A 24,855-nucleotide genomic window follows, 5' to 3' on the forward strand; every position below is an offset into this window, starting at 1 on the left:
TCCCAGCTTTTCTATGAATTACTATAAATTATTCTTTACAAATAGAGGCTTAACTCCGACGCCCGCCACGGCCACCGCGTTTCCCTTCTGTGTTTCGTTTAAGCGAAGAAAGTCTGTCATCTGAATCTTTGAGGAAGGCATTCATCATACTGTCAAAATCAGATGTGCCTTGCTTGCTAGAATTTTTACTCCGTGGTTTATGACTTCTCTCCTTGTGTGCTGCTTTATAAGGTACTTTCTTATCCTTTTTAGAGTCACCATTGTCAGCTAAACGTCGAATTGACAGGGCAATCTTGCCGTCATCAGCGATATTAGTCACTAATACATCCACTGATTGACCAACTTCTAAAACATCATGGATATCTTTGATATAGGCATCCGAAACCTCTGAAATATGAACCAAGCCGTTCTTATTGTCTGGTAAATCAACAAAAGCCCCAAATTTAGTGATTCCACTCACTTTTCCTGTCAGCTTATTCCCAACTTCAATTGCCATTTACTTCTTTTATCCTCCTTGAGATGACTCATCTTGCTTATTTTCTGTTTGTTTTAATGCTTCATTTAAAATTTCCGCTTGCTTAGAATCATTGTCTTCAGGTAATGAGAAAATAATTTCTCCATCTTTACTAAGATAGTAGCGACTACGCGCTAACTTAGCAACATAGTCCTCATCTTTTAGCAAGGAGGCTTGGTCTTCTAACTGAGCCAAGGCTTGTTTTTCACCTGATAAAACATCTGACTTTACATTGACACGATCAGCAATTTGTTTTTGCTCGTTTTGGGCCAAGAAAGCTTGACCGACAAAAACAAAACCTACAAGTAGCAAGCCACCCACAAGAGCAAATAATATTGCATCATGTAGTTTTTGGCGTCGACTTTTCTTGGCCTTTTTGTCTGCGCTTTGCTTGGCAGAGCGTTTGTTGATTAATGGTACAACATTATTTGTTTTTTTCATCAGCAAACACCCCTCACTAATAATCCGTCACTTGTCTATTTGATTATAACAATATTTACATTAATTAGCTATCCTCAATCAAAAATAAAATGAATCTTTACTGAATCGCAATTTTGTCTTAGTCTTTGAATGTTTCATCTACAACAGTAAACATTTCTTGGGCCTGATCTTTTTTAGTGGTGTCCATAATTTGATCAACTCGAATGGTTAGGTCTTTATTACCAAAAGCAATGGTAATTTCATCCCCTTCTACCACATCACTACCAGACTTGGCTGGGCGTCCATTAATACTCACCCGGCCCTTATCAGCCACTTCTTTGGCAACGCTTCGCCGTTTGATTACTCGAGATACCTTTAAAAATTTATCTAAACGCATGCTTATTCTCCTTCCAGGTCATTATCTAAGTCTTCATTATTAACAACTAGGTTCGCTAACTTCTTAATAAATTGTAAGAAATAGTCTAGCCATTCTTCTGTTTGTAACTTGCCTAGGCCTAATTCCATTTGAATGTGGCCTTGAACTTCCTTAATTTGTAATCTAAAAGGAATATCTTCTAAAGCTTCAAAAATTGCCGGGGTCCATTTTGCTTGTTCAATCTGACTAGAAAAATGTAAGGCAATTTGCTGACGTACACGTTTCACTTTTTCAACTTGGGCCCTTTGGCAATAGGCTTTTATGGCACCAATTTGCAAGAGCCATTGGGTTTCCACTGGGGGCTCACCAAAGCGATCCAATAGTTCATCATCCAAATCCCACATGGCGTCATCATCGCTTAAGGCATTTATACGCTTGTAAAATTCTACTTTTTGTTTAGGATCTGAAATATAGTAATCAGGAATATAGGCATCCAGACCCAGATCAATTTCAACTTCAGTATTGACCTTTTTGATTGGCTTGCCTTGCTTACGCATCACTGCTTCCTTGAGCATTTGTGAATAGAGGTCAAAACCAACTGAATTTACAAAACCATGTTGCTGTTTTCCTAAGAGATTACCTGCACCTCGAATAGAAAGGTCACGCATGGCAATCTTAAATCCGGAACCGAGCTCAGTGAAATCACGGAGCGCTGACAACCGTTTTTCCCCGACTTCGCTGAGAATCCGATCAGGTTGATACATAAAGTAAGCATAAGCCACCCGTGAAGAACGGCCCACTCGTCCCCGTAATTGGTAGAGGGTGGACAAGCCCATGCGCTCAGCATTCTCAACAATCAGGGTATTAGCATTAGGGATATCAACCCCAGTTTCGATAATAGTCGTTGTTACTAAGACATCATAATCGCCTTCAACAAAGGCCATCATGATATTCTCTAGCTGAATAACAGTCATTTGACCATGGGCTACGCCAATCCTAGCATCCGGAACCAGTTCTTGAAGCTCAGCTGCCTTGCGGTCAATGTTTTTTACATTGTTATAGAGATAGAAAACTTGACCATGCCGACTCAATTCTCGTTCAATGGCATCACGTATTGCTGCATAATTACGTTCTAAAACAAAGGTTTGTACTGGAAAACGATTAGCTGGTGGCGTTTCAATGACAGATAGGTCCCTTACTCCTAACATAGACATATTTAGAGTCCGAGGAATTGGTGTCGCAGTTAGGGTTAGGACATCAACATTGGCCTTCAATCGTTTCAAGCGTTCCTTATCCTTGACACCAAAACGCTGCTCTTCATCCACAATCAGCAAACCTAAATCTAGAAATTTGACGTCCTTAGATAAGAGGCGATGGGTGCCGACAATGATATCCACTGCTCCTGTGGCTAAGCCTTCAATGGCTGTTTTTTGCTGGGCCTTAGTTCTAAAACGACTCAGCAATTCAATCGCAAAGGGATAGTCAGCAAAACGCTCAATTAGCGTTTCATAGTGCTGTTGGGCAAGAACCGTGGTTGGCACTAAAAAAGCCGCCTGTTTGCCATCCATTATCGCCTTAAAGACTGCTCGCATGGCAACCTCAGTTTTACCAAAGCCAACGTCTCCTACTAAGAGCCGATCCATGGGTTGTTCTTTTTCCATATCTGCTTTAATTTCTTCTGTTGATCGTAATTGGTCATCAGTTTCTACATAAGGGAAGGCCGCTTCAAACTCTGCTTGTTCAGGAGTATCAGGATTAAAGGCATAACCTTTTTGAGCTTGCCGACTCGCATAAAGGTCAATCAAGTCATCAGCGATATCCTCAACCTTAGAGGATACCTTTTGTTTGGTGCGAGCCCACTCGGTCCCACCCATTTTATTGAGCTTAGGTGTCTTTCCTTCACTAGAAACATATTTCTGTACTAGATGCAACTGATCGATTGGCACATGCACAGAGGCATTATCAGCAAAGACAATGGACAGATAATCATTATGAAGGCCATTGATTTCTATGGTTTCAATGCCCATAAAACGACCAATCCCATGGTTAACATGGACCACATAGTCACCTGGCTCTAATTGCTGGTAATTTTTGAGGCGTTCTGCATTAGAGAGTTTCACTGACCGACGCCGTCTTTTTTTCTTTTCTTGGTAAATATCATGGCCAGCCAAAAAGACTAATTTTTCCTTAACAAATTCGATACTAGTTGTAATTTGTCCCACTAGTAAGTTAATGGCGCCCGGAAAAATATGGTGTAAATCGGTGGCTTGGCTACTAATATCCAAATCCTCTAATAGATTTTGAAAATGACGCACTTGACCCTGGTCTTTTAGCCAGACTAGAACTGTCCGCCCTGTCCGTAGCCAGGCCGAAAATTCTACTTTAATTAACTCTCTTTGGTCAAAAAATTGCGTCACAGGTCGACTCTGGAACTGATAAAGATAATCAAAGTTTAAATGACCCAAGCCCTTTTGCAAAGAAGCAAAATAAAACTTCCTTTGTTTAGTTGCTTTCAAGTCGTCAAGCCCTTGTCGATAAAGATCTATTTGTGGTGGTAAGTGACCTAAATCCACCATCGATTGCAGGTAAACTTGGGCATCTTGGTTAATTTTATGGTCATTTTCTACCAAACGGGCATAGTCATCTACCACCAAAAGGGCATTATCAGCTAAGTACTGACAAATTCCTGCTGGTTCTGGATAAGCATAAGCTGAGAAATAAGGAGTATTTGCTGTACTTTGTCCCTGTTCCCAGGCATAGACTTCATCAGCTAGAAGCGCAGAAAGTTGTTGGCTAATGGTCTCATCATTGATTTTGTCAATGCTAGGCTGTAACTGGTCAGCTAAGTATCGAGCTTGTTTTTTTAACTGGTCGGGAGCATAAATTAAAGTTTGGGCCGGCAACAAACGTAAGTGATCCCGGTCATTGACGGACTTCTGACTATCAGGATCAATACTTGTCATCCGTTCCACTTCATCAAAAGCCAAACTCAAACGCACAGGATTTGCTTCATTTAAGGGATAAACATCAATAATATCCCCTCGCATGCTAACTTCTCCTGGTTTCATGGTCATGTCAACGCGTTGGTACCCCATTACTAAGAGTTGTGCCAACAACTCTCTAGCCACACATTCATCCCCCAGTTTAATTTCTAAACAATTTTCTTGCCATTGATCTAAGGGGGTCAAGTATTTCTTGAAAGCTAACCAAGGCAGGATGGCAATTCCATGAGCCTGATCATCTAACAGCCAATCCAAAGTTTGCAAGCGATCTGCCAAAGCTTCAGGTGAAGCCACAGCCCAGTCCACTGCTACTGAGTCAGAGAGATTATAGAGATATACAGGAATATCCGGTAACAAGGTCGCCAAATCATCCTGGTAACGTTCTGCTTGGAGAAGATCATTTACCACAATCACTAGCTTATCCTTGGCTGCTTGGTCATAAAGATTAGCAGCTAAAAAAGACTTACCTGTTCCTTGTAAGCCTAGATAGAGTACCGATTGGCCATCGGATAATTGCTTATTGAACTCTTTATTGGGACTATGATCAATAAAGAAAGACTGTAAATCCAAACAAACAACTCCTTCTATTAATTAAAACGATTCATGGTGTTAGTAAAAGAGTTGCCTTCCAACCAATAAGTAATGGCCTCAGCAGCTGTCTTTATACTTTCTAACATGGCTGGATGGTCACTCTCAGGAAATGAAGACAAGACATGGTCTACCACGGTTCGCTTAGGCGCTGGACGTCCAACACCAATTTTAAGTCGTTGAATTTCCTGAGTCCCCATATGGTTAATAATATTTTTCATCCCATTATGGCCGCCCGCTGATCCCTTAGCACGTAAACGAATACGTCCAGGATCCATATCCATATCATCATAGACAACCAAAACATCTTCATCAGCCAATTGATAATAGTTAACAAAGCCTATCACTGCTTCGCCTGATAAATTCATAAAGGTTTGTGGTTTAAGAAAAATAACCTTCTCTCCATTAATAAAGTAATCAAAATAATCGCCTTTAAATTGATTCTTATCAAAGGCTTGGTCATGTTGGTAAGCCCACTCATCTAGAGTAATAAACCCAATATTGTGACGCGTTTTCGCGTACTTAGGGCCAGGATTTCCTAAACCAACAACTAATTTCATATCAGGACGACTCCTTTTGGTAAATTTTTATTCATATAATTACAAGACTTTCAATAAGCTCAGCAAATTTAGCCAGCTTAGATGCCTTACCATTATAACCAAAGTCCTCTCAAGTCACAAGCTGCTAGTCTTCTAGAGCTTGGATAACTTCTCCTAGACTTGTTTGAAAAACTAAGGCATTCGAATAAGGAACAGTAATTGGGCTTTTATTAATAACCACCATTTGCTTGCCCTGATAATAACCCAAAAATGAGGCTGCTGGGTAAACCATTAATGATGTTCCTGCCACAATTAAGAGATCAGCCTCTTGCAAGGCTTGGATAGCTCCTGTTACATCCGATTCTGGTAAAGTCTCTCCATATAAAACAATATTAGGTCGAACGATGCCATTATCTTCCGGGCAACGTGGAATCCCTTGATCATCAGCATGCAGGTCGGCCAAGTCATAATGACGACCACATTGTAGGCAATAGTTGTCTGCGCTCTTACCATGGAGATGATAAACTTCTTGACTCCCCGCTTGTTCGTGCAGATTATCAACATTTTGGGTGATTACTGAAACCCTTTGACCCTTGTTCTCCAAACTAGCTAAAAAATGATGACATGTATTAGGCTGAGCTTCTTCATAAACCAAGTATTTAAAATAAAAATCAAAAAATTCACTAGGATAAGTCGCAAAGAAAGGCTTGGACAGCACTTCTTCCGGAGCGACTAGACGATTGGTCGCTTGTTGAAAAATTCCATTTGCAGACCGGAAATCTGGAATACCACTCTCGGTTGACACTCCTGCCCCACCAAAGAAAGCCAGGTGAGTACTCTCTTGCAATAGGTCTTTTAGTTCTTGAATTTTAGTCATCTTAATTTCCCCCTCAGATTAATTATACTAAAAAAAATTAATGAACACGTTTTCAAAGTATTTCCATTTCCCTCCTTTCGTGATAAACTTTATATGTAAAATAATTCACAAACAAATACGAAGTGGAGGATGCTATATGGCAGAGACACAAAAAGTAATTTTAATTGGTGATGGTGCAGTAGGTTCTAGTTTCGCCTATGCTAACGTCTTATCAGGAGTTGGTCAAGAATTAGGGATTATCGACCTAGCTGAAGACCGTGTCCAAGGTGATGTTTTAGACTTGATCGACGCCCTAGCCTACACTAGCCCTAAACACATTTACAAAGCAGAATATGCTGACTGCCGAGATGCAGATGTGGTTGTTATTACTGCTGGTGCTGCGCAAAAACCTGGTGAAACTCGCCTAGACCTAGTAAATAAAAATTTACGCATCTTTAAAGCTATGATAAAAGATGTAGTTGATTCTGGTTTCGATGGCATTTTCTTGGTAGCAACTAACCCAGTTGATATTTTAACTTATGCCACCAAGGTATTTTCTGGTTTCCCATCTAACCGTGTTATTGGTTCAGGAACAACTTTAGACTCTGCACGTTTCCGTCAAGAAATTGCTGAAATCATCAATGTAGATACCCGTAACGTCCACGCTTATATCATGGGTGAACATGGTGACTCTGAGTTTGCTGCATGGTCTCGTGCCAATGTTGGTGGCCTACAAATTTATGACTGGGTACAAGAACACGAAAACATTGATGAAGAAGAACTTCTTCAACGTTTCTATAAAGTTCGTGACAAAGCCTATGAAATCATTAAATTAAAAGGCGCCACTCACTATGGAGTTGCTGTTGCGTTAAACCGAATTTTAAAAGCAATTTTCCATAATGAAAATGCCATTTTACCAGTATCTAGCTATTTAGATGGCGAATATGGTATTGAAGATGTTTATCTTGGCACCCCATCAGTTATTAACAACCGTGGTGTGCGTACAACCTTGGAATTAGAACTTAGCGATCATGAATTAGAACAATTCCGTAACTCTGCTGACCAAGTCAAAGCAATTCTACACAAAGCAATGGACGAATTAGACTAATCCAAATCATTTTATTACATTAACAAAAGGTGTCACAGTAATTTTCTTAGGAAAATTACTGTGACACCTTTTTAATTTCGTAAATAATCATTTTTCTATTGAGCTATCCTATCAATTCAATATAACTACTCCTATATTGTTGATATAAGCACTCAACTTAGAATAAAGCCAGTGACTTAGCGAGCGCTATCCAGAACACCAAACTAAACATGGAGAGAATCGTAGTGAAAACAACAATTTGATTGGCTAAATTTCCATCGCCCCCTGCGGCTACCGCTTGAGGATAAGAAGAGACTGCAGTCGGTCCTGCCATAGCAATTAGGACAGCAATAATAGCTTCTCCTCGGAAACCTAATAATACGCCTCCCAACAAAGCAAATGCGGGTACCAACATTAATTTGCTGACGACTGTAAACACTAATGGAATATCTCGGAAGCGCACTGATCTCACTTGGAATGTCCCCCCCATTACCATTAAAGCTAACGGCGATACCATGCGATTAATATTAGTCATGGTGGCCTCGATAAATGTTGGCAAGACTAAGCCAATCAATAGCGAGAAAATACCTAATAGCGTCGCTATCACCATGGGATTTGTGACTATTTTTTGCAATAATTTTTTAATCGATATTTTTTCATCAGTATAAATAGATAAAGCCACTACCGACAAAATATTCCATAAAGGAACAATCGTTGCAATCACAATAGAAACCATTCCCATTCGATGTTCCCCTAATAGGGCTGTGCCTAAAGGTAGTCCAAATAAAATTGCATTTGAACGGATGGCTCCCTGCAACATTACCCCTCTTTTGCGGTTATCCTTGATAAATACGGGGATAATCACAGCCAAAGTGATAAAACCTAATAAGGCAAATAATAATATGTAGGTCAATACTTCAGGAGAAAAGGCGGAAGAAAAGTCCGATTGGTAAATATTTATAAATAAATTGATTGGTAAAAGTATAGCAAATAACGCACGATTAAAATCTTCAAAAGCAGATTGTGAAATCATTCCTAAGCGATTAAACGCATAACCAATCAACAAATACATAATAAGGGGCATAACGGCATTAAAACCGATCATAAAGTTTTCCATATAGAGCTCCTTTCAAAGTACAACATTAAAAAAAACGGCTGGGAACTTGACCCCGCCGTCTTAAATGCCTTAACAAACACTTATTGTTCGTCCATAATTGCGTGTTCTAAGCCTTTAAACTTCTCATTAAAAAGTGGGCTCACTGAACGATTTTCATGAATACGAATAATCGCTTCGGCAATTAACTCAGACACAGTAACTTGTTTAATTTTATCGATGCGTTTTTCTTCTGGTAAATAGATAGAATCTGTTACGATTACTTCTTTCAGCACAGAGTCTTCTAAGCGTTGAATAGCTGGCCCAGATAAAACAGGATGAGTACAGCAAGCGACAACCGATAAGGCACCTGCTTCTTGCAAGGCTTTAGCCGCTAAAGTAATGGTACCAGCTGTATCAATCATGTCATCGATAATAATGGCGTGGCGACCCTTCACTTCCCCAACAATGTTCATCACTTCTGCAACATTCGCTTTTGGTCGCCGTTTGTCAATAATAGCAATTGGTGCCTTCAAGAATTCAGCTAATTTACGCGCACGGGTTACCCCACCATGGTCAGGTGATACCACTACCATGTCTTCCTTGGCTAAGCTGTCATCAGACAAGAAGTAATTCGCCAATAATGGCGCTCCCAATAAATGATCTACTGGTACATCGAAGAAACCTTGGATTTGGGCTGCATGGAGGTCAAGGGCAAGAATGCGAGTAGCTCCTGCGCCTTCAATCATGTTAGCCACTAATTTGGATGTAATTGGTTCCCGTGGTTTTGCTTTACGGTCTTGACGAGCGTAACCAAAATAAGGTAATACCACATTGATGGTGGTGGCACTGGCCCGCCGACAAGCATCAATCATAATCATTAATTCCATCAAATGATCATTCACGGGATAAGATGTTGATTGAATAATATACACATTGCATCCCCGGATGGACTCTTCAATATTAATCTTGATTTCTCCATCACTAAATTGTGTCACTGAAACTTTGCCTAACTCGACACCAACTGACTGGGCAACTTTTTCTGCTAAATCATTATTAGAATTCAGCGAGAAAATTTTTAGCTTGTGTTCTGTTGCTGAGTCTTGCATCATTATTAACCCCCACTTAATATTTATTTTTATTTCAGTTAAATCTTACCATAATTTTGCGCATAAATAAGTTATTTTTTAGAAATTGCTAGTTTTTCCCAATAATTTTCTTTGTTTTCTTGACGGGCGCGGGCAATCGCCATGGCTTGGCTTGGTACATCTTTATTAATGGTGGAACCCGCTGCTATGAAGGCATTATCAGCCACTGAAACTGGCGCAACAAGATTGACATTAGATCCGATGAAACTGTTATCACCAACTACTGTCTTGGCTTTATTCGCGCCATCATAATTAGCAAAAATCACTCCACAAGACACATTAATGTTTTTCCCTAATTCGGCATCACCGATATAAGTGAGGTGACCAACTTTAGTGCCTTGGCCAATTCGTGCATTCTTGGTTTCAACGAAATTACCAATATGAGCATGAGGACCAATTTCTGACTTAGGACGTAAATGGGCATTAGGACCGACATCAGCACCTTCAGCAATTTTACTCGCTTCAATTTCAGAGGAGCGCACTTTGACGCCGTCTCCAATTTGCGAGTCAATAATTACTGAACCAGAAGCGATATAAACATTAGAACCCAAAACCGTCTGTCCCTTTAAGTGGACATTAGGCTCGATAATTGTATCTGGTCCGATTTCAACATCAGCTTCAATGTAAGTATTATCAGGGTCCACAATAGTGACCCCATTGCGCATATGTTTAATATTGTTGCGTCGGAAGAAAAGTTGACTAGCCTTAGCAAGAGCCACACGGTCGTTGACACCCAAGGACTCATCGAGATCCGCCATTTGATAGGCAGAAATGCGTTGCCCTTGATTTTGTAAGATAGAAATCACGTCAGGTAGGTAATATTCTCCTTGAGCATTATCATTGCCTACTTGATGCAAGGCGTCAAAGAGCGCCTTGTTATCAAAAACATAAGTTCCCGTATTAATTTCTTGAACTGCCTTTTCCGCTTCATTAGCATCTTTTTCTTCAACAATTTTTTGGACGAAGCCTTGTTCATCGCGTAATACCCGTCCGTAAGCAGTTGGGTCTTGGGCAAAAGCGGTCAGAACTGTCGCCTTGGCTTCTTCCTCTTCATGACGAGCCACTAATTCTTTGATCGTTTCAGCTGTCAGCAAAGGGGTGTCTCCACAAATAACTAGGGTAACCCCATCCTTATCTTTGAGCTTATCTTCTGCTTGTAACACCGCATGACCGGTTCCTAATTGCTCTGCTTGCAAACAATAGTCTGACCGTTCTCCTAAGACAGATTTTACCTCTTCCGCTCCATAGCCTACAATAGAGATGACATTATCAAAACCTGCTTGACTAATTGTCGTCAATACATGATCCACCATAGCCTTACCAGCAACTTGGTGGAGTACCTTATATAATTTTGACTTCATGCGTGTGCCTTTACCTGCTGCTAAAATAATAGCATTGCGATTACTCATTCATTAACACTCCTTTTTTACTTGTCCTTAACCATTGTAGCTAAAAAATGGATTTAAGACTAGGTACTTGTCCTTATTTCCAATGAACCCCTTTGTTTTTTTGTTTCCGTTTGCGGTTCTTTTTCTTTTTTACGACCTTTTGACTGCCTTGTCCTTGTTTTATTTGCTGAGCTTTGGTTTTTGCTTTTTTCTTTTTCTTACTCGTTTCAGCGTTTCCGTTTGCTTTTGCTAGTTGCTCATAATCTTCTGGACTTAGTAATTGTTGGTGACTTACCAATTGTTCTTGCAGCGGAGCAGGCGCAAGGGACTTGAGTTCTCTCAGCGACCGCTCATTTAATAAAGTGATAATTTGCCCTGGACGTCCCATCCGACCGGTACGTCCAGACCGGTGGATATATTGACGTGAGCTAGTAGCAAGATCGTATTCCACCACATAATCTAGTCCTGCAATATCCATACCTCGCGCAGCAACATCAGTTGTTAGTAAATAAGTTAATTTCCCAGCGCGAAAAGCAGCCAATTGTTGGCTACGATTTTGTCCGGAAGCATTCCGGTGCAAGTAGCCTACCTTAATGCCTTGATAATCTAAGACTTGATAAATTTTTTCAATATCAGCCACTGTGCGAACAAAAACTAAGGCCTGAAAACCTTCAACCTGCGCCAATTGTCGTAAAACTTCAGTACGCTTACGGACGGGCGTCTTAATGTAGCTATAGGTGATTCCAGCCGCTAATTCTTGGTCATCTTCTACCCATTTCGGCTCTTTGGTTAGATCTTGCAAGTGGGCTATTTCTTCAGAATTCATGGTTGCAGAGGCTAAAATCGTTTGTCGCTCTCTAGGCAAGGCTTTGGCTAAGGTTAGAATAGCTGGCCGGTGTTCCTCATCCAAGGATAAATCTGCCTCGTCAATAATAAAGGTTTTAATCCGATGCAGCTTTAATTTTTTTTCTTGAACCAAATCATTGATTCGTCCCGGCGTTCCTACAACAATTTCCGGGCCCTTCTTGAGTCCTTCAATCTGCCGTTTGACATTGGCACCTCCAATGAGTTTTTGACTGGTCAACCCGAGGGCGCGTCCCCAGAGCTTGGCTTGGTCCCCTAATTGGCTAGCTAATTCCTGCGATGGTGCCACTAGTAGTAACTGAGTGCCTTGGCTTTTTTCAATTGTTTCTAAGCTAGGTAAGAGAAATGCCAAGGTTTTTCCTGACCCAGTGGGCGCCTTAAGTACCGCATCATGGCCAGCACTTAACACCGGATAGGCTAAGCTTTGAATTGGTGTGGCTTGATCTAGCCCCTCTTTTTCCAATAAGTCCGCGAGTGCTTGTTTCATTAATTATCGACTCATTTCTAATAGTATAGTAGTAGCTTAAGTCTAATAAAGATTCTTAGTCAGTAATTAAACTTCCTCATCAATTGCTGAGGTCAAGGTAATAGCGACTAATTCAGCTTGGTTATTAAGTCGCAATGGCCAGTCTCCTTGGCCGATTCCCCGCGACACAACCATTTTCTTGTCTGGATTGCCAGGAATATGGAAGACACCTTCTGTATACTTAGGCAGAAAGCCTTGATTTTTCGCCTTAATTCCACCAATACCGGGAATGCGTACTTCACCACCATGGGCGTGGCCAGTCAAGACCAGGTCTGGTGATTTTTGAATATTTTCATGGTAACGTAGGAAGGCTTCAGGATGATGGGCAAGCAATACTTTAACCTGCTTTTCTTGGTCCTTGGTCAAATGAATATAACGAAGAGCATCTCCAAGCAAGAAGCGACGTGAAAGTTTTTCGGCCAAGCCAATTAAACAGATTTCCTGGTCGGCAATATTTACAGTCACTGCTTGATCGTTTAGAAAAACGACCCCTGCCTGCAGCAATAAACGTTCTGCTTGTCGTGACAAAGGACTTGCCAAGTCATTCTCACCAGAAACAGCATAAACAGGTGCAATAGTCCGCAAAGCGCTAGCAAAAGCAAAAAATAAGTCTTGGTCAAAATCTTGCGCTTGCTTGGCGATATTATCGCCAGTGAATACAATAATATCTGGTTGAATTGCTGCTACTTGATTAACCAAATCATCCAAGTCAACTCGCTGATTTGGATAATGTAGGTCGGAAATTTGAGCAATTGTCACTCCTTCAAGACCATTTGCATAGACTGGACTAGTCACGTAATAACGACTCGTTTTAATCCGATAATTTTGCCAATACAAATAAGTAGCCAAGCCAGCAGCCATGGCCCCATAAGTCACCAATTGTTTAATATGTCTCTTCTGCCCCATAAAAATAACCTCCTCGTTTATCTTAGCCTTATTTTAGCATAAGCCTGAGCCCATTGACATGTCTTTACTATTTATTAGAACTTGGTTAGGGCTAGTCTAAAGCTAATCTGTCTTAGACAAGTAAACTATAAAGAGGCTGGGCAAAAATCCCAACCTCTCATTATAATATACGACTATTTATCTCTTAGTCAGGTTCCCAAAACTCTCTGACGGCTACACGCTATCTTTCACCTTTTAGTCCAAGGCTTCTGTTCTTAACAACTTTTGTCGCACCTTTTTACTGGTTGAGTAATTTCATGAATTCTTGACCAGTAATCGTTTCTTCCTTCAATAAATATTCAGAAAGCACATTTAATTTTTCACGGTTTGCCAGCAAAATCTCTCCAGCTTCATTGTGAGCTTGCTTAATAATAGCGAGGACCTTTTTATCCACATCATGGGCCATACCACCTGAAACTTGACTCTGAGTATCCTCTGACAGGTATGGATTAACATTAGATTCAATCTGCATCATATCAAATTCAGAGGTCATTCCATATTGGGTCACCAAAGACCGCGCCATCTTGGTCATTTTCTCAATATCATTACTTGCTCCAGTCGTAATTTCATTAAAAACAATCTCCTCGGCAGCACGACCACCAGCTAAGGTTACAATCTTATTATAGAGTTCTTGCTTACTATAGAGTGATTTTTGGTCACTTTCTACTTGCATTGTATAACCCAAAGCCCCTGAGGTTCTTGGTATAATAGTAATTTTTTCAACGGGTGCTGACTGACTTTGTTTGGCAGCCACTAAGGCATGGCCAATCTCATGGTAGGCCACCACACGTTTTTCTTGGGGGCTAAGAATCTCATTTTTCCGCTGTTCGCCAGCGATAACAACTTCCACAGCTTCTTCAAGGTCAGTTTGAGACACTTTATCGCGTCCCATCCGTACAGCTCGCAAAGCCCCTTCATTTACAATATTAGCTAAATCCGCTCCAGAAGCCCCAGCAGTAGCACGAGCAATGTAGGCATAGTCAATAGTATGGTCCACTTGGTAATTTTTGGCGTGTACCTTGAGAATAGCAATCCGTCCTTTTAAATCAGGTAACTCTACTCGAACTTGGCGATCAAAACGTCCTGGCCGCAACAAAGCCTTGTCTAATGATTCTGGACGGTTGGTAGCGGCGAGTAAAATCACCCCTTCATTGCCCTCAAATCCATCCATTTCAGTAAGTAACTGATTTAAGGTCTGTTCACGTTCATCATTGCCTGACATATTGCCATCCCGTTTCTTCCCGATAGTATCAATTTCATCGATGAAGACGATACATGGCGCTTGATCATTAGCCTGTTTAAAGAGGTCTCGTACCTTGGCAGCGCCTCGACCAACAAACATTTCTACAAACTCCGATCCAGCTATAGAGAAAAAGGGAACATCTGCTTCGCCAGCCACTGCTTGAGCCAATAAGGTTTTTCCTGTCCCAGGAGGACCCACTAGAAGAATACCCTTAGGTGCCTTGGCTCCAATTTTTTGATATTTAGCAGGTCGTTTCAAGAAATCAACAACTTCCACCAAAGAATCCTTGGCCTCTTCTTGACCAGCGACATCTGTAAAAGTTTTGGAATTATCCGATTTAACATATTTCTTAGCATTTGATTTTCCAAAGTTCATTATGCCACCAGAGCCACCAGGAAATCCCGACTTATCGCCCCCCATCATACGTTTCATCATCCGACGACTCAACCAAGAGAAGAAAAGAATCGGTAAAACAAAGGTCAACAGAAAGGAAACCAAGGGCGACCGTGGTTCATAAATATCTGCCTTAAAGGTAATATTTTTATCGCTAAGACGTTGTACTAAATTCGGATCGTCAATCCGCCCTGTTTGATAGACCTGCTTGTCATCATCCAAGCGCCAGCTTAAGTCATACTGATTGATTTCGACTTCACTGACTTGGTCAGATTCCACTTGTTCAATAAAGGTGGAATAAGGCAGCTCTTGTACCTGATATTCCTGAACAACAGGAACTACGAAGATATTGATTGCCAAAACGATTGCAATAATTATCAAATAAAATTTAGTGACATTTTTCGGTGGTTTCCACCAATTATTATCGTCTTTATTTTGTCCAGACATAATTCAACCCTCCAATTATACTGTGTTTCATTATACCTTATCTTCAAGTAGAAAGTCTGACCTTTATTGATTTTTATTTTAAAGTTCACAAAAAATTCACATCCAAGCGTGCCAGTTCGGCTTTTTAACATATTTGCCCAAAGCGTGTTATACTAGTATATTGTTAAATCGTTAGAAAGGAGGGATACCATGGCCAATCAACTCATTGAAGACAAATTAAAGCTCCTACCCGACCAACCTGGTTGTTATATTATGAAAAATGCCCGTGACCAAGTCATCTATATTGGTAAGGCTAAAAACCTGAAAAATCGGGTCCGTTCTTATTTCAAGAGTTCCCACACTGGCAAAACTGCCCAATTAGTGAGTGAGATAGCTGACTATGATTACATTGTCACCAAGACCGACAAAGAAAGTTTACTTTTAGAAATCAATTTGATTCAAAAGCACCAACCTCACTACAATATCAAGTTAAAGCATGGGACAATGTATCCCTATCTTAAAATAACTAATGAAGAGGATCCTCAATTAATTATTACTTCGGAGGTCAAAAACGATGGTGGCTACTACTTTGGCCCTTATCCAAATGTTTATGCCGCCACAGGAACCCGCGACCTGTTACAAAAAACTTATCCTCTACGCAAATGCTCTAAAAATGAAAAGCGGGCTTGTTTTTACTATCATATTGGGCAATGCATTGGCTGTTGTGACCATCATGTATCCAAAGAAGAATACGATGACCAAATCAAACGTATCCGTCGTTTCCTTAATGGTGATGTAAAAACCATAAAAAACGACTTAGAAAACAAGATGGCTCAAGCTGCTGAAGACATGCATTATGAACGGGCGGCTGAATATCGGGATCAAATTTCTTATATTGAGCAAACGGTGGAACCACAAAATATTATGAGCAAGCAATACAATAACCGTGATGTTTTTGCCTTCTATATGGACAAAGGTTGGATTTCTATCCAAGTATTTATGTTGCGACAATTCTCAATTATTAAACGAGATTCTGCCCTCTTCCCTTGCTATGATGATCCTGAAGAAGAGCTAACTTCCTATATTATTCAGTTCTATCAACATCAAAATCATACCCTACCCAAGGAAATTTTGGTACCTAAGAAAGTCGATAATACTTTAATCTCTGATACCCTAGATGTTGCCGTGGCTACCCCCCAACGCGGAGACAAACATAAGATGCTTAAAATGGCCTACAATAACGCCAAAGTCGCCCACCAAGAAAAATTCCGTTTGTTAGAAATGCAAGAAGAAAAAACTGTGGGTGCGGTAGAAACACTAAGCCAGGTCTTAAACTTACCTTATCTCAAGGTGATTGAAAGCTTTGACCATTCCAACATCCAAGGAACTAACCCTGTATCAGCGATGGTGGTTTACGAAGATGGAAAACCAAATAAAAAGCTCTATCGAAAATACAATATCAAATCTGTTAAGGGAGCCAATGAGTACCTCACCACCCAAGAAGTCATCCGTCGTCGCTATGGGCGTTTACTTAGAGAAGGCAAGGCACTGCCTGATTTGATCTTAATGGATGGGGGCGCTATCGAAGTCAATGCCGCCAAGGAGGTCCTAGTGGATGAACTCAATTTATCCATTCCAGTTGCTGGTATGGTTAAAGACGATAAACACCGTACAGCTAACCTTATATTTGGTGAGGATTTAGCAATTGTTCCCTTAGAACCCACAAGTCCCGCTTTTCACCTCTTGCAACGGATTCAAGATGAGGTCCACCGCTTTGCTATTTCCTTCCATCGCCAAGTGCGTAGCAAGCATTCCTTTAGCTCAAGGCTAGATGCTATCCCTGGAGTTGGACCTAAAACACGTACTAAGGTTATGCGCCACTTCAAGACACTCAAAGCCATCCGCCAAGGTGGTGTCCCTGAAATTCAAAAATTAGGCATCCCTGAAAAAGTTGCCCTAGCTATTCATAAAACCGCCTGGGAAGGCCAAACAGACGATCCTTATGCAGCCGAGACTAGAGATGATCAAACAGAAAATGGCAAAGAAGATAAATCACTTTAAAACTAAAACGACCCCCGATAATAAAATCGGAGGTCGTTTTTGCTAGCATGTCATTGACCTTACATCATTTTTGCAAGGACTGAACAGCAGCAATCAAGGCATCCAACTTTTTCTCGGTGCGTAACATAAGATACATACTAAGAAAAATTGGAAAGCCTACATTGCTAACTACTTCAATCCATGTTGAATCAATGTATTCCATATAAGTTCACCCCCAACATTAATAACGTTGGGGGTGAGTGTTTGACAACTAGTCTTCTTTGTCTTCTTTAGAGAAATCAACACCAGATCCATCATCGGTTTGGGCTTTATCAGCCGCATAGGCATCTTCTTTATCTAAATGACTAAAATCAGTCCGTTCTGGTGTATTGTAACCCATAATATTATAGGGTTGTTTTTCAATATTGGTTTCGTCTTTTTCCTCATAAGCAGAATCTGCTTGTTGCTTAGCTAGAGAAGACTCTTGACCTGATTCATGGTCAGCATATTGACCATCTTCTTTATCAAGATCTTGATCGTCGACTTGGTCGAGATCTGCATCTTGCACACCAGTTTGATCAGCCGCTAAGTTCACAAAGTCATCATTCACATCGGCTTCCGCTGCTACTTGGTCCTCATAAGCTTCAAAATCAGGATTCTCTTGATCAGTGTTTTCTTCATGGTCTGTTGAATTCTCTTGATCATCAACAGCACTATAAACTGGATGATCCTTAGTTTCGTCGAGAGGATAATCAGAAGCTAATTCTTCAGAAAGTTCTTCTTCCTCTAAATTATTAAGATTTTGCTCTTCAGTTGAGCCTTCCGCATCGCTTTGGCCAGCAGTAAACACTGCCGCCGCTGGACCAGCCGTTTTAGCCACTGATTGTGCTTGGTTATTTTCTTCAGGATCATAATTAGCAGCTTTTTCACTTTGTACATTTGCCCCTGGTTCAATAGCCTGGGTATCTTCAGCGAAGCTAGGACGCGCCTGAGTTTGATAGGCCATTGTTTCTGCTGGAGCAGGTGCCATATCCAAGAACGGGAATAGTTGATCATATTCCGCACCAAATTCATCAGTTAATAAACGATAGAACAAGGCCCGAGCACTGTAGGCCCGTAAGAATAAAATAATCGAAATTAGTATCCCAGCCAATAAGAAGATAATCGCTAGAATGATGGTGACTATTGCGGAATTAAATAAACTAGCAGTTAAGCCTACTGCTATCCCAGCAATCACCCAGAATAAAATAATGATAAAGGCATAAAAGAAATCAATTCTAAACAATTTAAATTTATTACCCTTCATCATCGTAGCAGAGACCTTAAAGGCTTGAAATGGCCCAGTTTCATTATTATCAAAAGGAATGTATTGCACTAATACATAACGATAATAAATAACAGTGAGAGGAATAAAACCTAACAAAGTAAGCAGAAAAGAAACACCAAAAAATCTTCCTATAGCAATCAAGTATTGGGGATCCAGACTTGCTACAGACGGTGTAGTCACAATACCCTGAATACTATCCAAAATACCAGTTGTGTTTTCCATAATTAAACCTGTACCCAAGATAGCGATACCAAAAATCAAGATTGTAATAAAGAAAAAGAGCAATGTATAAAGAAGGATAATCAAAATATTGCGGAAAGGGCGTTGAGTAAAGGGTTTAAAAATACCAGACAATCGATAATAATCCTTATCTACCATTGTAATCGATTCCCATAAGATACCCATATTTAAAAGGTTAGATACCACAAAATACAAAACACCACTAATAAAAAAAAGCAATAAATAATACTGACTATCCGTAAAAAATTCCGAGAAGGAAACAAGCGAACCTATAATACCAGCAATAAGTGTTGCTCCGAAAAAGCTCCAAGCATTTCCTTCTAGCATCTTACTTGCTTCTTGGCGAATTAACTTATTTTTAGTTGAAAGTTTTCGACTCATAATTAGCCTCCTATACACGTTTTATTCATAACTTAAGTATAACATTAAAGCCTGTAAATCAGAAACGTTGTCTAAAACGAACAGCCATTTCATTTAGAACATCTTCTGATTGGGAGAAATAACCCACCTTATCCACGAAACCATGGTCAAGCCCCCGATACCTAAACAAAGTGACCGGGACGTTTTGACTTGCTATCTTTTGGGCATAGGCCTCGCACTCAATCCGAAGAAAATCATATTCTGCCGTTACCAGCATAGTGGCCGGCATGAGACTAGCCGTTTTAGCATCAATAAAAATGGGTGAAATCAAAGGGTCTTTACGATTATAATCACCCGCATAGAGTTGGCTGATATAGTGCATTCCCATGCCAAAAGTTTTTAAGACAAAGTGAATAGGATCTTTGTTAGCCTTAATGTCATACTTATCCCAAGACCAGGCAATTTCTTCAGGCTTATCCGCACTCAAATTGGTGATAGGATAGAGTAGTAATTGTTGTTTAATCCGTCGCTTACCCTGTTCAATATCAAAAATCGTTGTAGTGGCAGCAATACTAGCTCCCGAGCTATCGCCCATGATAGCTAGCTTTTCTGGATCGGCATAAAAACGACTAGCCTGGTCATAAACCCAGTCAACCATAGCTAGGGAATCCCGTAAGGCAGCGGGAAATTTCTTCTCAGGAGCCAAACTATACTCAAAGGTCACCACTACCGCTTGAAATTTATCAGCAATCGCTCGGCAAGTGTTAATAATTGTATTAAAGGTGGAACCAATAAATCCTCCCCCATGCAAATACAAAACTACCGGTAATAATTGTCCTGGATAATCTCTTTGTGGTTGGTAGATACGAATATTCATCAAACCAAAAGTAGTTTGTAATTGCTGATTTTGCATAGTCACTCGACCTTGACTAATATCCCGATTCTGTGTGGTTCCTACCGCCTGGCGGTAAATTGCTAAGAAAGGATTAAAGTGTTCGCGTTTAATGATATTATCTAAACGATGAATCAGAGGAGCAGGATCCTTATGAATTTTTATTGATTTTAAAACATGACGATCTAAACGCCCTGTTTTCTTGGTGTCTGGTAAACCTTTCAAAACAAATTCCAAACGACCATCATACATCACCCGTTGACGAATACGCATCATTGCTAAATCTTCGTCATAACGCTCATTAACTAAGGGGGCAGGAGTGAAGTGTTTTTCGCCCATAATCAAACTCCTCTCAACTAGTTACTAGTAAACGACAAAGCGTTCACCGTCTATTATCTATTATACCCTAAGACAAGTACAAAGGCCGAAGTAAAACTAATAGCTTACTCTATCTAATAAAAAAGCTTAAAAAAAAGCATTGCATGAAAGTCAAATTTTCAAGCAATGCTAAACTAGTAAAATTATTAAACCTTATTTCATTAGGCGAATACTGCATTAAAGGCCCAATAAGCAAAGATAAACAAGCCACTAGCAAAAGCAAAGTTAACCAAGTGGTAAATACCATCAGAGACTTTACTTAGGACAGGCAGCGGACGATTTTTCATATAGAAATAGTTTCCATCCACGTGCTGATTCACGAAATAGGCCACCACATAGAAGATAGCAAAGAAAACCAGAGACAAGCATAAGCCTGATATTGTCGGCAACCATCCTGTAGTGAAATGCGCATAGTATGGCAACAGAATGGTAATAACATGATTAATAAAATATGACAGACCAGAAACATGGTATATCTTGTTGATTCGACTGGGCATAAAGAAGGAGAAATAAGCATAGAGGCCAAAGTAAAAGAGTACATTCATCACTACAGCATTCCCTGTTAATAAATAAACAATACCCAGTAAGGTGGAAATCCGACAAATATGCAAAGGCAAAGCCTGTTTGACATCGAAATCTGTCTCAAAATAATACCATGAATACAGCATAATTTGTTGACCGATACTAATCGCTAATAAACCGCGGGCAATTAATACATGGTTAGCCACCAAAAGTTCTTGATTCGTTAATATAAAAGTTAAAATCGCGAAAAAAGCTGACAAATATAAAAAGTGTGCCAGCGAAAATGCAGAAATAAAGGGAGCATCAATTGAAATACAATTTTTATAGAGACGGTCTAGGGTAGTATCTAAGCTGTTTGCATTTAGGAACTTATCGTCTTTCCATTGCGCCATAACTTCAACTCCTTTTTGTTTTCTAATTCCATATTAAGGGGGAAAACTTAAAAAAGCAAAGCAATTCCTTTATGTAAGCGCTTCGTATTCCTTTACGGAAAATACACAAAAAATTTACCTTATATTTACAATAGCAAGGCTGTTTGTTCACGATTAAGCTGCATAACAATAGCAGCTGCTTGGTGACGCTCGGCAGCTATATGTCCACTTTGCAAGTGGTAATCGATATTTTGTCGAGTCATCCCTGTCATCTTAGCAATAGCAGTAGAATAACCTTTACGATATAAACCAGTCAGATAAAAGGCTTCTTTATCGACATCATGGTAAATATCTAGCCATTGAGTAGTTTTAGCTGCTTGCAAATTTAATTTGACTTTGGCTAAACTTGCGCCTATTAAAGGATGATTGGCCTTGAAATGAAAAAATTCAGTGAGTTGTCGAGTCTGCCAATCAGTGGGGGTTAACTTCCCTTCTAGATAAAGGGGTAAGTGCATTTCATAGAGAAAAGCCAAATTTGCTTGTAGAGGACTTCTCAGCTGACGTAAGCGCGCCCAAGCAGTTAAGAGTGCATTGGTAATCATGTCTTCAAAAAAGTTGGCATTATAGAGAAAGTCCCCAGCCTCAAAAATCTCCACTTGCTCAAGTGCCTGATTACTATAATGGAGTGCGGTCTGATAAAAATGAACATCATCATCCGCTTTTGCTAAGGACAATCCCCCTTGAATAGACAAAGGATTAAGTAAAAGTGTCAGTAACCGATAATAAAGAAAAGCAGTCACTGTATCAGTAAATATAAACTGCCATTGTTTAGGATTAAAGGGATTTTGGCTGACTTCTACTAATAGTTGACCAACAAAGATTTGATCTAAGACCTGAATTGCTTGGTTCATTAGCTCTTTATCAGCTAAGGAATCACTATTTGACTCAGCAATGTTAACCATTAAGCTAGCTATTCGAGCCATGGCACTTCCTCCTTACATGACAATTAAACGAAAAGGGGTGTGTTTTTCTACCTGTCTAAGCGCTTTTAACCATTGTCCATAATAATGACCTAGGTTATCTTGCAAAAGCTCACTGTCTTTTACCACTAAAAATTCCTTTTGACTACGGTCAGCCAAGGCATCAACTAAGGCGTCCAAGTTCTGACCATAATAGTCAGGAAACGCAAATTCTTCTTTTAAAAATTGGTGTAAGTCATCCTTATCATGGATATTTACTCCATTTAAATAAACTGCTCTCATCATTGTTCCCCCTCATATAGTTTTTCAAAGCTGTCATAATGATCGGGACTATAGTAAATATCCCCATCATCGGAATACACTAAGCGTTCAGCCCCCCGATGACCACCCTTATAATTGACATCAGCTTCCTTATAATCATCTTCAGCTGGCAAACTTTCCTCATAGTTACCAAAATGATCGCCGCCAATAGATTTCTTGTCAGTGACTTCCCATAAATTTCCCTCTTCAGGAATCCAGCCTGCTGCTTTGGCTTCTTCTTTAGTGATATAATTTTCAGGCAATTGATTATAAAGATGTAAATAAGCAGCAACCTGCTTGGGGCTTGAATAGGCCTGACCTTCAACAACATCCGAATCTTCTTTATCGCTAGCACTATGTTTATGTTGCTGAGTCAAAACATCCTCTTGACCGCTATTACTTTCTGCTAGAAAACCACTCTCTGTTGCCCAAAAAATAAGCAGGGCCCCTAAAAGTATCCCTAAGATGCTTTTCAATTTTTGATGATTGGCCATAATGCCTCCTTATTCTAAGTTAGTTAAGTTAAACTTTGGGCAAATTTTCAAATTCTTGGGTTTCAATATTATAAGACGCTACCTCTCCGCTATGGACTTGATAGTACCAGGCATGGGTTTGGAGTTTATCTGCCGCCATTTTCTTCTGTATTAAGGGTAGTTTTAATAATTGGCGGTATTGTTCCACGATATTTAATTTCTCCAAAGCACGTGCTTGAACTTCCGGAGACTGCCCTTCTAAATCCATTTTGACTTGAATGCTCAGAGGCATCAATTGTGCCAACCAATTGCGTAAGGCTGGCATGGACTCTAATTTAGCCGTAGGAAATAAAGCGTTTCGACAGCCCCCACAGTTAGAATGGCCACAGAGAATAATGTGTTCCACCTCTAACACAACCACTGCAAATTCTATGGCAGCCATAGTCGCTAAACCATAACCTTGGTCAACTCGGCTAACTTCAGGAATAATATTAGCAATATTTCGCACATGAAATATTTCACCCGCGTCTGCTCGCAAAATTCTTTCGGGAATTACTCGGGAATCAGAACAGGTGATAAATAAGGTGTGGGGATGTTGCTCCTTGGCTAAACTAGCAAAATACTCACTTTCTTTTGCCACATCATCACTTAGAAACGATTGATAACGTCCTATTAAATCATCTTCAGACAAAACAAAGTCCTCCTTTAAATCTTGACTAGTATAGCATATATTAAGCCAAAAAACAGTATACTAGATTCAAAAGGGCGGAATCGTATTCAGTTAATGGAATGCTGTCTATCATGGTCTAGGAACGTGTTAGCAAGTCTTTTAAGTCAGTGCTAGGAATAGAAGAATCGATGTTTAAGTTGGTAAACCGTTTGGAACCACCAAGCACCACTAAGGAAGGGACCGTTCTAACCCCTAATTCTTCTCGTAAATCTGCCAAATCCTGGTCACTCGCTGTATTAGTCGAATCCACAAAGTAAAAGTCTTGATCAATTTCATCAGCCGCCTCAACCAATTTTGGTAAAAACAGGCGGCAAAAACCACAACTGTTACGACCTATAAATACCAGAGATTCTTCATTATTAGCCATCAAATTTCGTGCTTGGACAGGTGAAATTTCCTTTAAGTTTGCAAATAAATTCATAACGTCTGTCATAAAAATAACCTCCTACAATAATTCCAAAATTCTTTGTTCAAAACTAATGTCTCCATTTTAATAGAAAGACTTACTATTGAAAACTTATCTGCTTATTATTCCTTTCATTCCTTAAGTAGCCGAAACCAAACAATTTACAAACAAAGTATTGATCAATTATATCTATATTAGACTTAATTTTCATACTATTTTAAGCATGCTTAGACTTTGAGAAAGGCTTCTTCTTATTCAGTAAAATAAAAAAGCCTGAGACCTTAGTCTCAGACTTTTTCCAATTTGCACGGCAACGTCCTAGTCTCACAGGGGGAAACCCCCAACTACATTCGGCGCTAAGAAGCTTAACTACTGTGTTCGGGATGGGAACAGGTGTGTCCTTCTTGCCATCGCCACCGCACTTATTG

General features: G+C 40.0%; 23 protein-coding genes and 1 rRNA gene. 2 read left to right on the forward strand and 22 right to left on the reverse strand.

Annotation, left to right across the window (positions count from 1 at the left end):
- Positions 1–49: 49 nt before the first annotated feature.
- From OW157_RS07465 to OW157_RS07490, 6 genes are all read right to left on the reverse strand, one after another.
- On the reverse strand, positions 50–496 hold the full coding sequence (locus OW157_RS07465) for a S1 domain-containing RNA-binding protein (protein ID WP_268752658.1): 447 nt from the start codon (positions 494–496) through the stop codon (positions 50–52).
- Between the two features lie 9 nt (positions 497–505).
- Positions 506–955 (reverse strand): FtsB family cell division protein, encoded by a 450-nt coding sequence (locus OW157_RS07470; protein ID WP_268752657.1) that lies wholly within the window; start codon positions 953–955, stop codon positions 506–508.
- Positions 956–1,073: 118 nt separating this feature from the next.
- Positions 1,074–1,331 (reverse strand): RNA-binding S4 domain-containing protein, encoded by a 258-nt coding sequence (locus tag OW157_RS07475; RefSeq protein ID WP_268752656.1) that lies wholly within the window; start codon positions 1,329–1,331, stop codon positions 1,074–1,076.
- 2 nt (positions 1,332–1,333) lie between these two features.
- Positions 1,334–4,882 (reverse strand): transcription-repair coupling factor, encoded by a 3,549-nt coding sequence (gene mfd / locus OW157_RS07480; RefSeq protein WP_268752655.1) that lies wholly within the window; start codon positions 4,880–4,882, stop codon positions 1,334–1,336.
- Between the two features lie 17 nt (positions 4,883–4,899).
- Positions 4,900–5,460 (reverse strand): aminoacyl-tRNA hydrolase, encoded by a 561-nt coding sequence (gene pth / locus OW157_RS07485; protein WP_268752654.1) that lies wholly within the window; start codon positions 5,458–5,460, stop codon positions 4,900–4,902.
- Positions 5,461–5,584: 124 nt separating this feature from the next.
- Positions 5,585–6,316, reverse strand: a complete 732-nt coding sequence (locus tag OW157_RS07490; RefSeq protein WP_268752653.1) for an NAD-dependent protein deacylase — start codon at positions 6,314–6,316, stop codon at positions 5,585–5,587.
- Positions 6,317–6,452: 136 nt separating this feature from the next.
- On the opposite strand from OW157_RS07490, the gene OW157_RS07495 reads away from it, so the two are divergent.
- Positions 6,453–7,403 carry an L-lactate dehydrogenase gene (locus OW157_RS07495; RefSeq protein WP_268752652.1) on the forward strand — a complete coding sequence of 317 codons (951 nt, stop codon included), beginning with the start codon at positions 6,453–6,455 and terminating at the stop codon, positions 7,401–7,403.
- A gap of 157 nt (positions 7,404–7,560) precedes the next feature.
- Here the strand turns inward: OW157_RS07495 and OW157_RS07500 are convergent, their stop codons facing one another.
- The 6 genes from OW157_RS07500 to ftsH form a co-directional block, all read right to left on the reverse strand.
- A complete protein-coding gene (locus OW157_RS07500; protein WP_268752651.1) occupies positions 7,561–8,499 on the reverse strand; it encodes an AEC family transporter in 939 nt (312 codons plus the stop codon).
- Positions 8,500–8,579: 80 nt separating this feature from the next.
- Positions 8,580–9,584: a ribose-phosphate diphosphokinase gene (locus OW157_RS07505; protein ID WP_268752744.1), complete on the reverse strand. Its 1,005-nt coding sequence runs from the start codon at positions 9,582–9,584 to the stop codon at positions 8,580–8,582.
- 71 nt (positions 9,585–9,655) lie between these two features.
- Positions 9,656–11,032, reverse strand: coding sequence for a bifunctional UDP-N-acetylglucosamine diphosphorylase/glucosamine-1-phosphate N-acetyltransferase GlmU (gene glmU / locus OW157_RS07510; protein ID WP_268752650.1), 1,377 nt, complete (start codon positions 11,030–11,032; stop codon positions 9,656–9,658).
- A 73-nt stretch (positions 11,033–11,105) separates the two neighbouring features.
- The gene (locus tag OW157_RS07515) at positions 11,106–12,362 is read right to left on the reverse strand and encodes a DEAD/DEAH box helicase (RefSeq protein ID WP_268752649.1); all 1,257 of its coding nucleotides are present in this window, start codon (positions 12,360–12,362) and stop codon (positions 11,106–11,108) included.
- Positions 12,363–12,428: 66 nt separating this feature from the next.
- The gene (locus OW157_RS07520) at positions 12,429–13,307 is read right to left on the reverse strand and encodes a metallophosphoesterase (protein WP_268752648.1); all 879 of its coding nucleotides are present in this window, start codon (positions 13,305–13,307) and stop codon (positions 12,429–12,431) included.
- 277 nt (positions 13,308–13,584) lie between these two features.
- Positions 13,585–15,429 (reverse strand): ATP-dependent zinc metalloprotease FtsH, encoded by a 1,845-nt coding sequence (gene ftsH, locus OW157_RS07525; RefSeq protein ID WP_268752647.1) that lies wholly within the window; start codon positions 15,427–15,429, stop codon positions 13,585–13,587.
- 189 nt (positions 15,430–15,618) lie between these two features.
- On the opposite strand from ftsH, the gene uvrC reads away from it, so the two are divergent.
- Complete coding sequence (gene uvrC / locus OW157_RS07530) at positions 15,619–17,469, forward strand: excinuclease ABC subunit UvrC (protein WP_268752646.1); 1,851 nt, start codon at positions 15,619–15,621, stop codon at positions 17,467–17,469.
- Between the two features lie 64 nt (positions 17,470–17,533).
- On the opposite strand, the gene OW157_RS07535 is transcribed toward uvrC, so the two are convergent.
- The 10 genes from OW157_RS07535 to rrf form a co-directional block, all read right to left on the reverse strand.
- On the reverse strand, positions 17,534–17,671 hold the full coding sequence (locus OW157_RS07535) for a YvrJ family protein (RefSeq protein ID WP_268752645.1): 138 nt from the start codon (positions 17,669–17,671) through the stop codon (positions 17,534–17,536).
- Positions 17,672–17,719: 48 nt separating this feature from the next.
- On the reverse strand, positions 17,720–19,396 hold the full coding sequence (locus tag OW157_RS07540; protein WP_268752644.1) for a DUF975 family protein: 1,677 nt from the start codon (positions 19,394–19,396) through the stop codon (positions 17,720–17,722).
- Positions 19,397–19,454: 58 nt separating this feature from the next.
- Positions 19,455–20,606 carry an alpha/beta hydrolase gene (locus tag OW157_RS07545; RefSeq protein WP_268752643.1) on the reverse strand — a complete coding sequence of 384 codons (1,152 nt, stop codon included), beginning with the start codon at positions 20,604–20,606 and terminating at the stop codon, positions 19,455–19,457.
- Between the two features lie 200 nt (positions 20,607–20,806).
- On the reverse strand, positions 20,807–21,559 hold the full coding sequence (locus OW157_RS07550) for a TMEM164-related integral membrane acyltransferase (protein WP_268752642.1): 753 nt from the start codon (positions 21,557–21,559) through the stop codon (positions 20,807–20,809).
- A gap of 125 nt (positions 21,560–21,684) precedes the next feature.
- The gene (locus tag OW157_RS07555) at positions 21,685–22,521 is read right to left on the reverse strand and encodes a hypothetical protein (RefSeq protein ID WP_268752641.1); all 837 of its coding nucleotides are present in this window, start codon (positions 22,519–22,521) and stop codon (positions 21,685–21,687) included.
- 12 nt (positions 22,522–22,533) lie between these two features.
- Positions 22,534–22,800: a barstar family protein gene (locus tag OW157_RS07560; protein WP_268752640.1), complete on the reverse strand. Its 267-nt coding sequence runs from the start codon at positions 22,798–22,800 to the stop codon at positions 22,534–22,536.
- Complete coding sequence (locus OW157_RS07565) at positions 22,800–23,312, reverse strand: ribonuclease domain-containing protein (protein ID WP_268752639.1); 513 nt, start codon at positions 23,310–23,312, stop codon at positions 22,800–22,802. Before OW157_RS07565 ends, OW157_RS07560 begins: the two co-directional genes overlap by 1 nt.
- Before the next feature lie 28 nt (positions 23,313–23,340).
- Positions 23,341–23,982, reverse strand: a complete 642-nt coding sequence (locus tag OW157_RS07570) for a carbonic anhydrase (protein ID WP_268752638.1) — start codon at positions 23,980–23,982, stop codon at positions 23,341–23,343.
- 115 nt (positions 23,983–24,097) lie between these two features.
- Positions 24,098–24,454, reverse strand: coding sequence for a DUF6568 family protein (locus OW157_RS07575; protein ID WP_268752637.1), 357 nt, complete (start codon positions 24,452–24,454; stop codon positions 24,098–24,100).
- A gap of 278 nt (positions 24,455–24,732) precedes the next feature.
- Positions 24,733–24,848, reverse strand: a 5S ribosomal RNA gene (gene rrf / locus OW157_RS07580).
- Positions 24,849–24,855 lie beyond the last annotated feature (7 nt).

It is taken from the genome of Aerococcus kribbianus, assembly GCF_026805545.1.
GTDB classification, from domain to species: domain Bacteria; phylum Bacillota; class Bacilli; order Lactobacillales; family Aerococcaceae; genus Aerococcus; species Aerococcus kribbianus.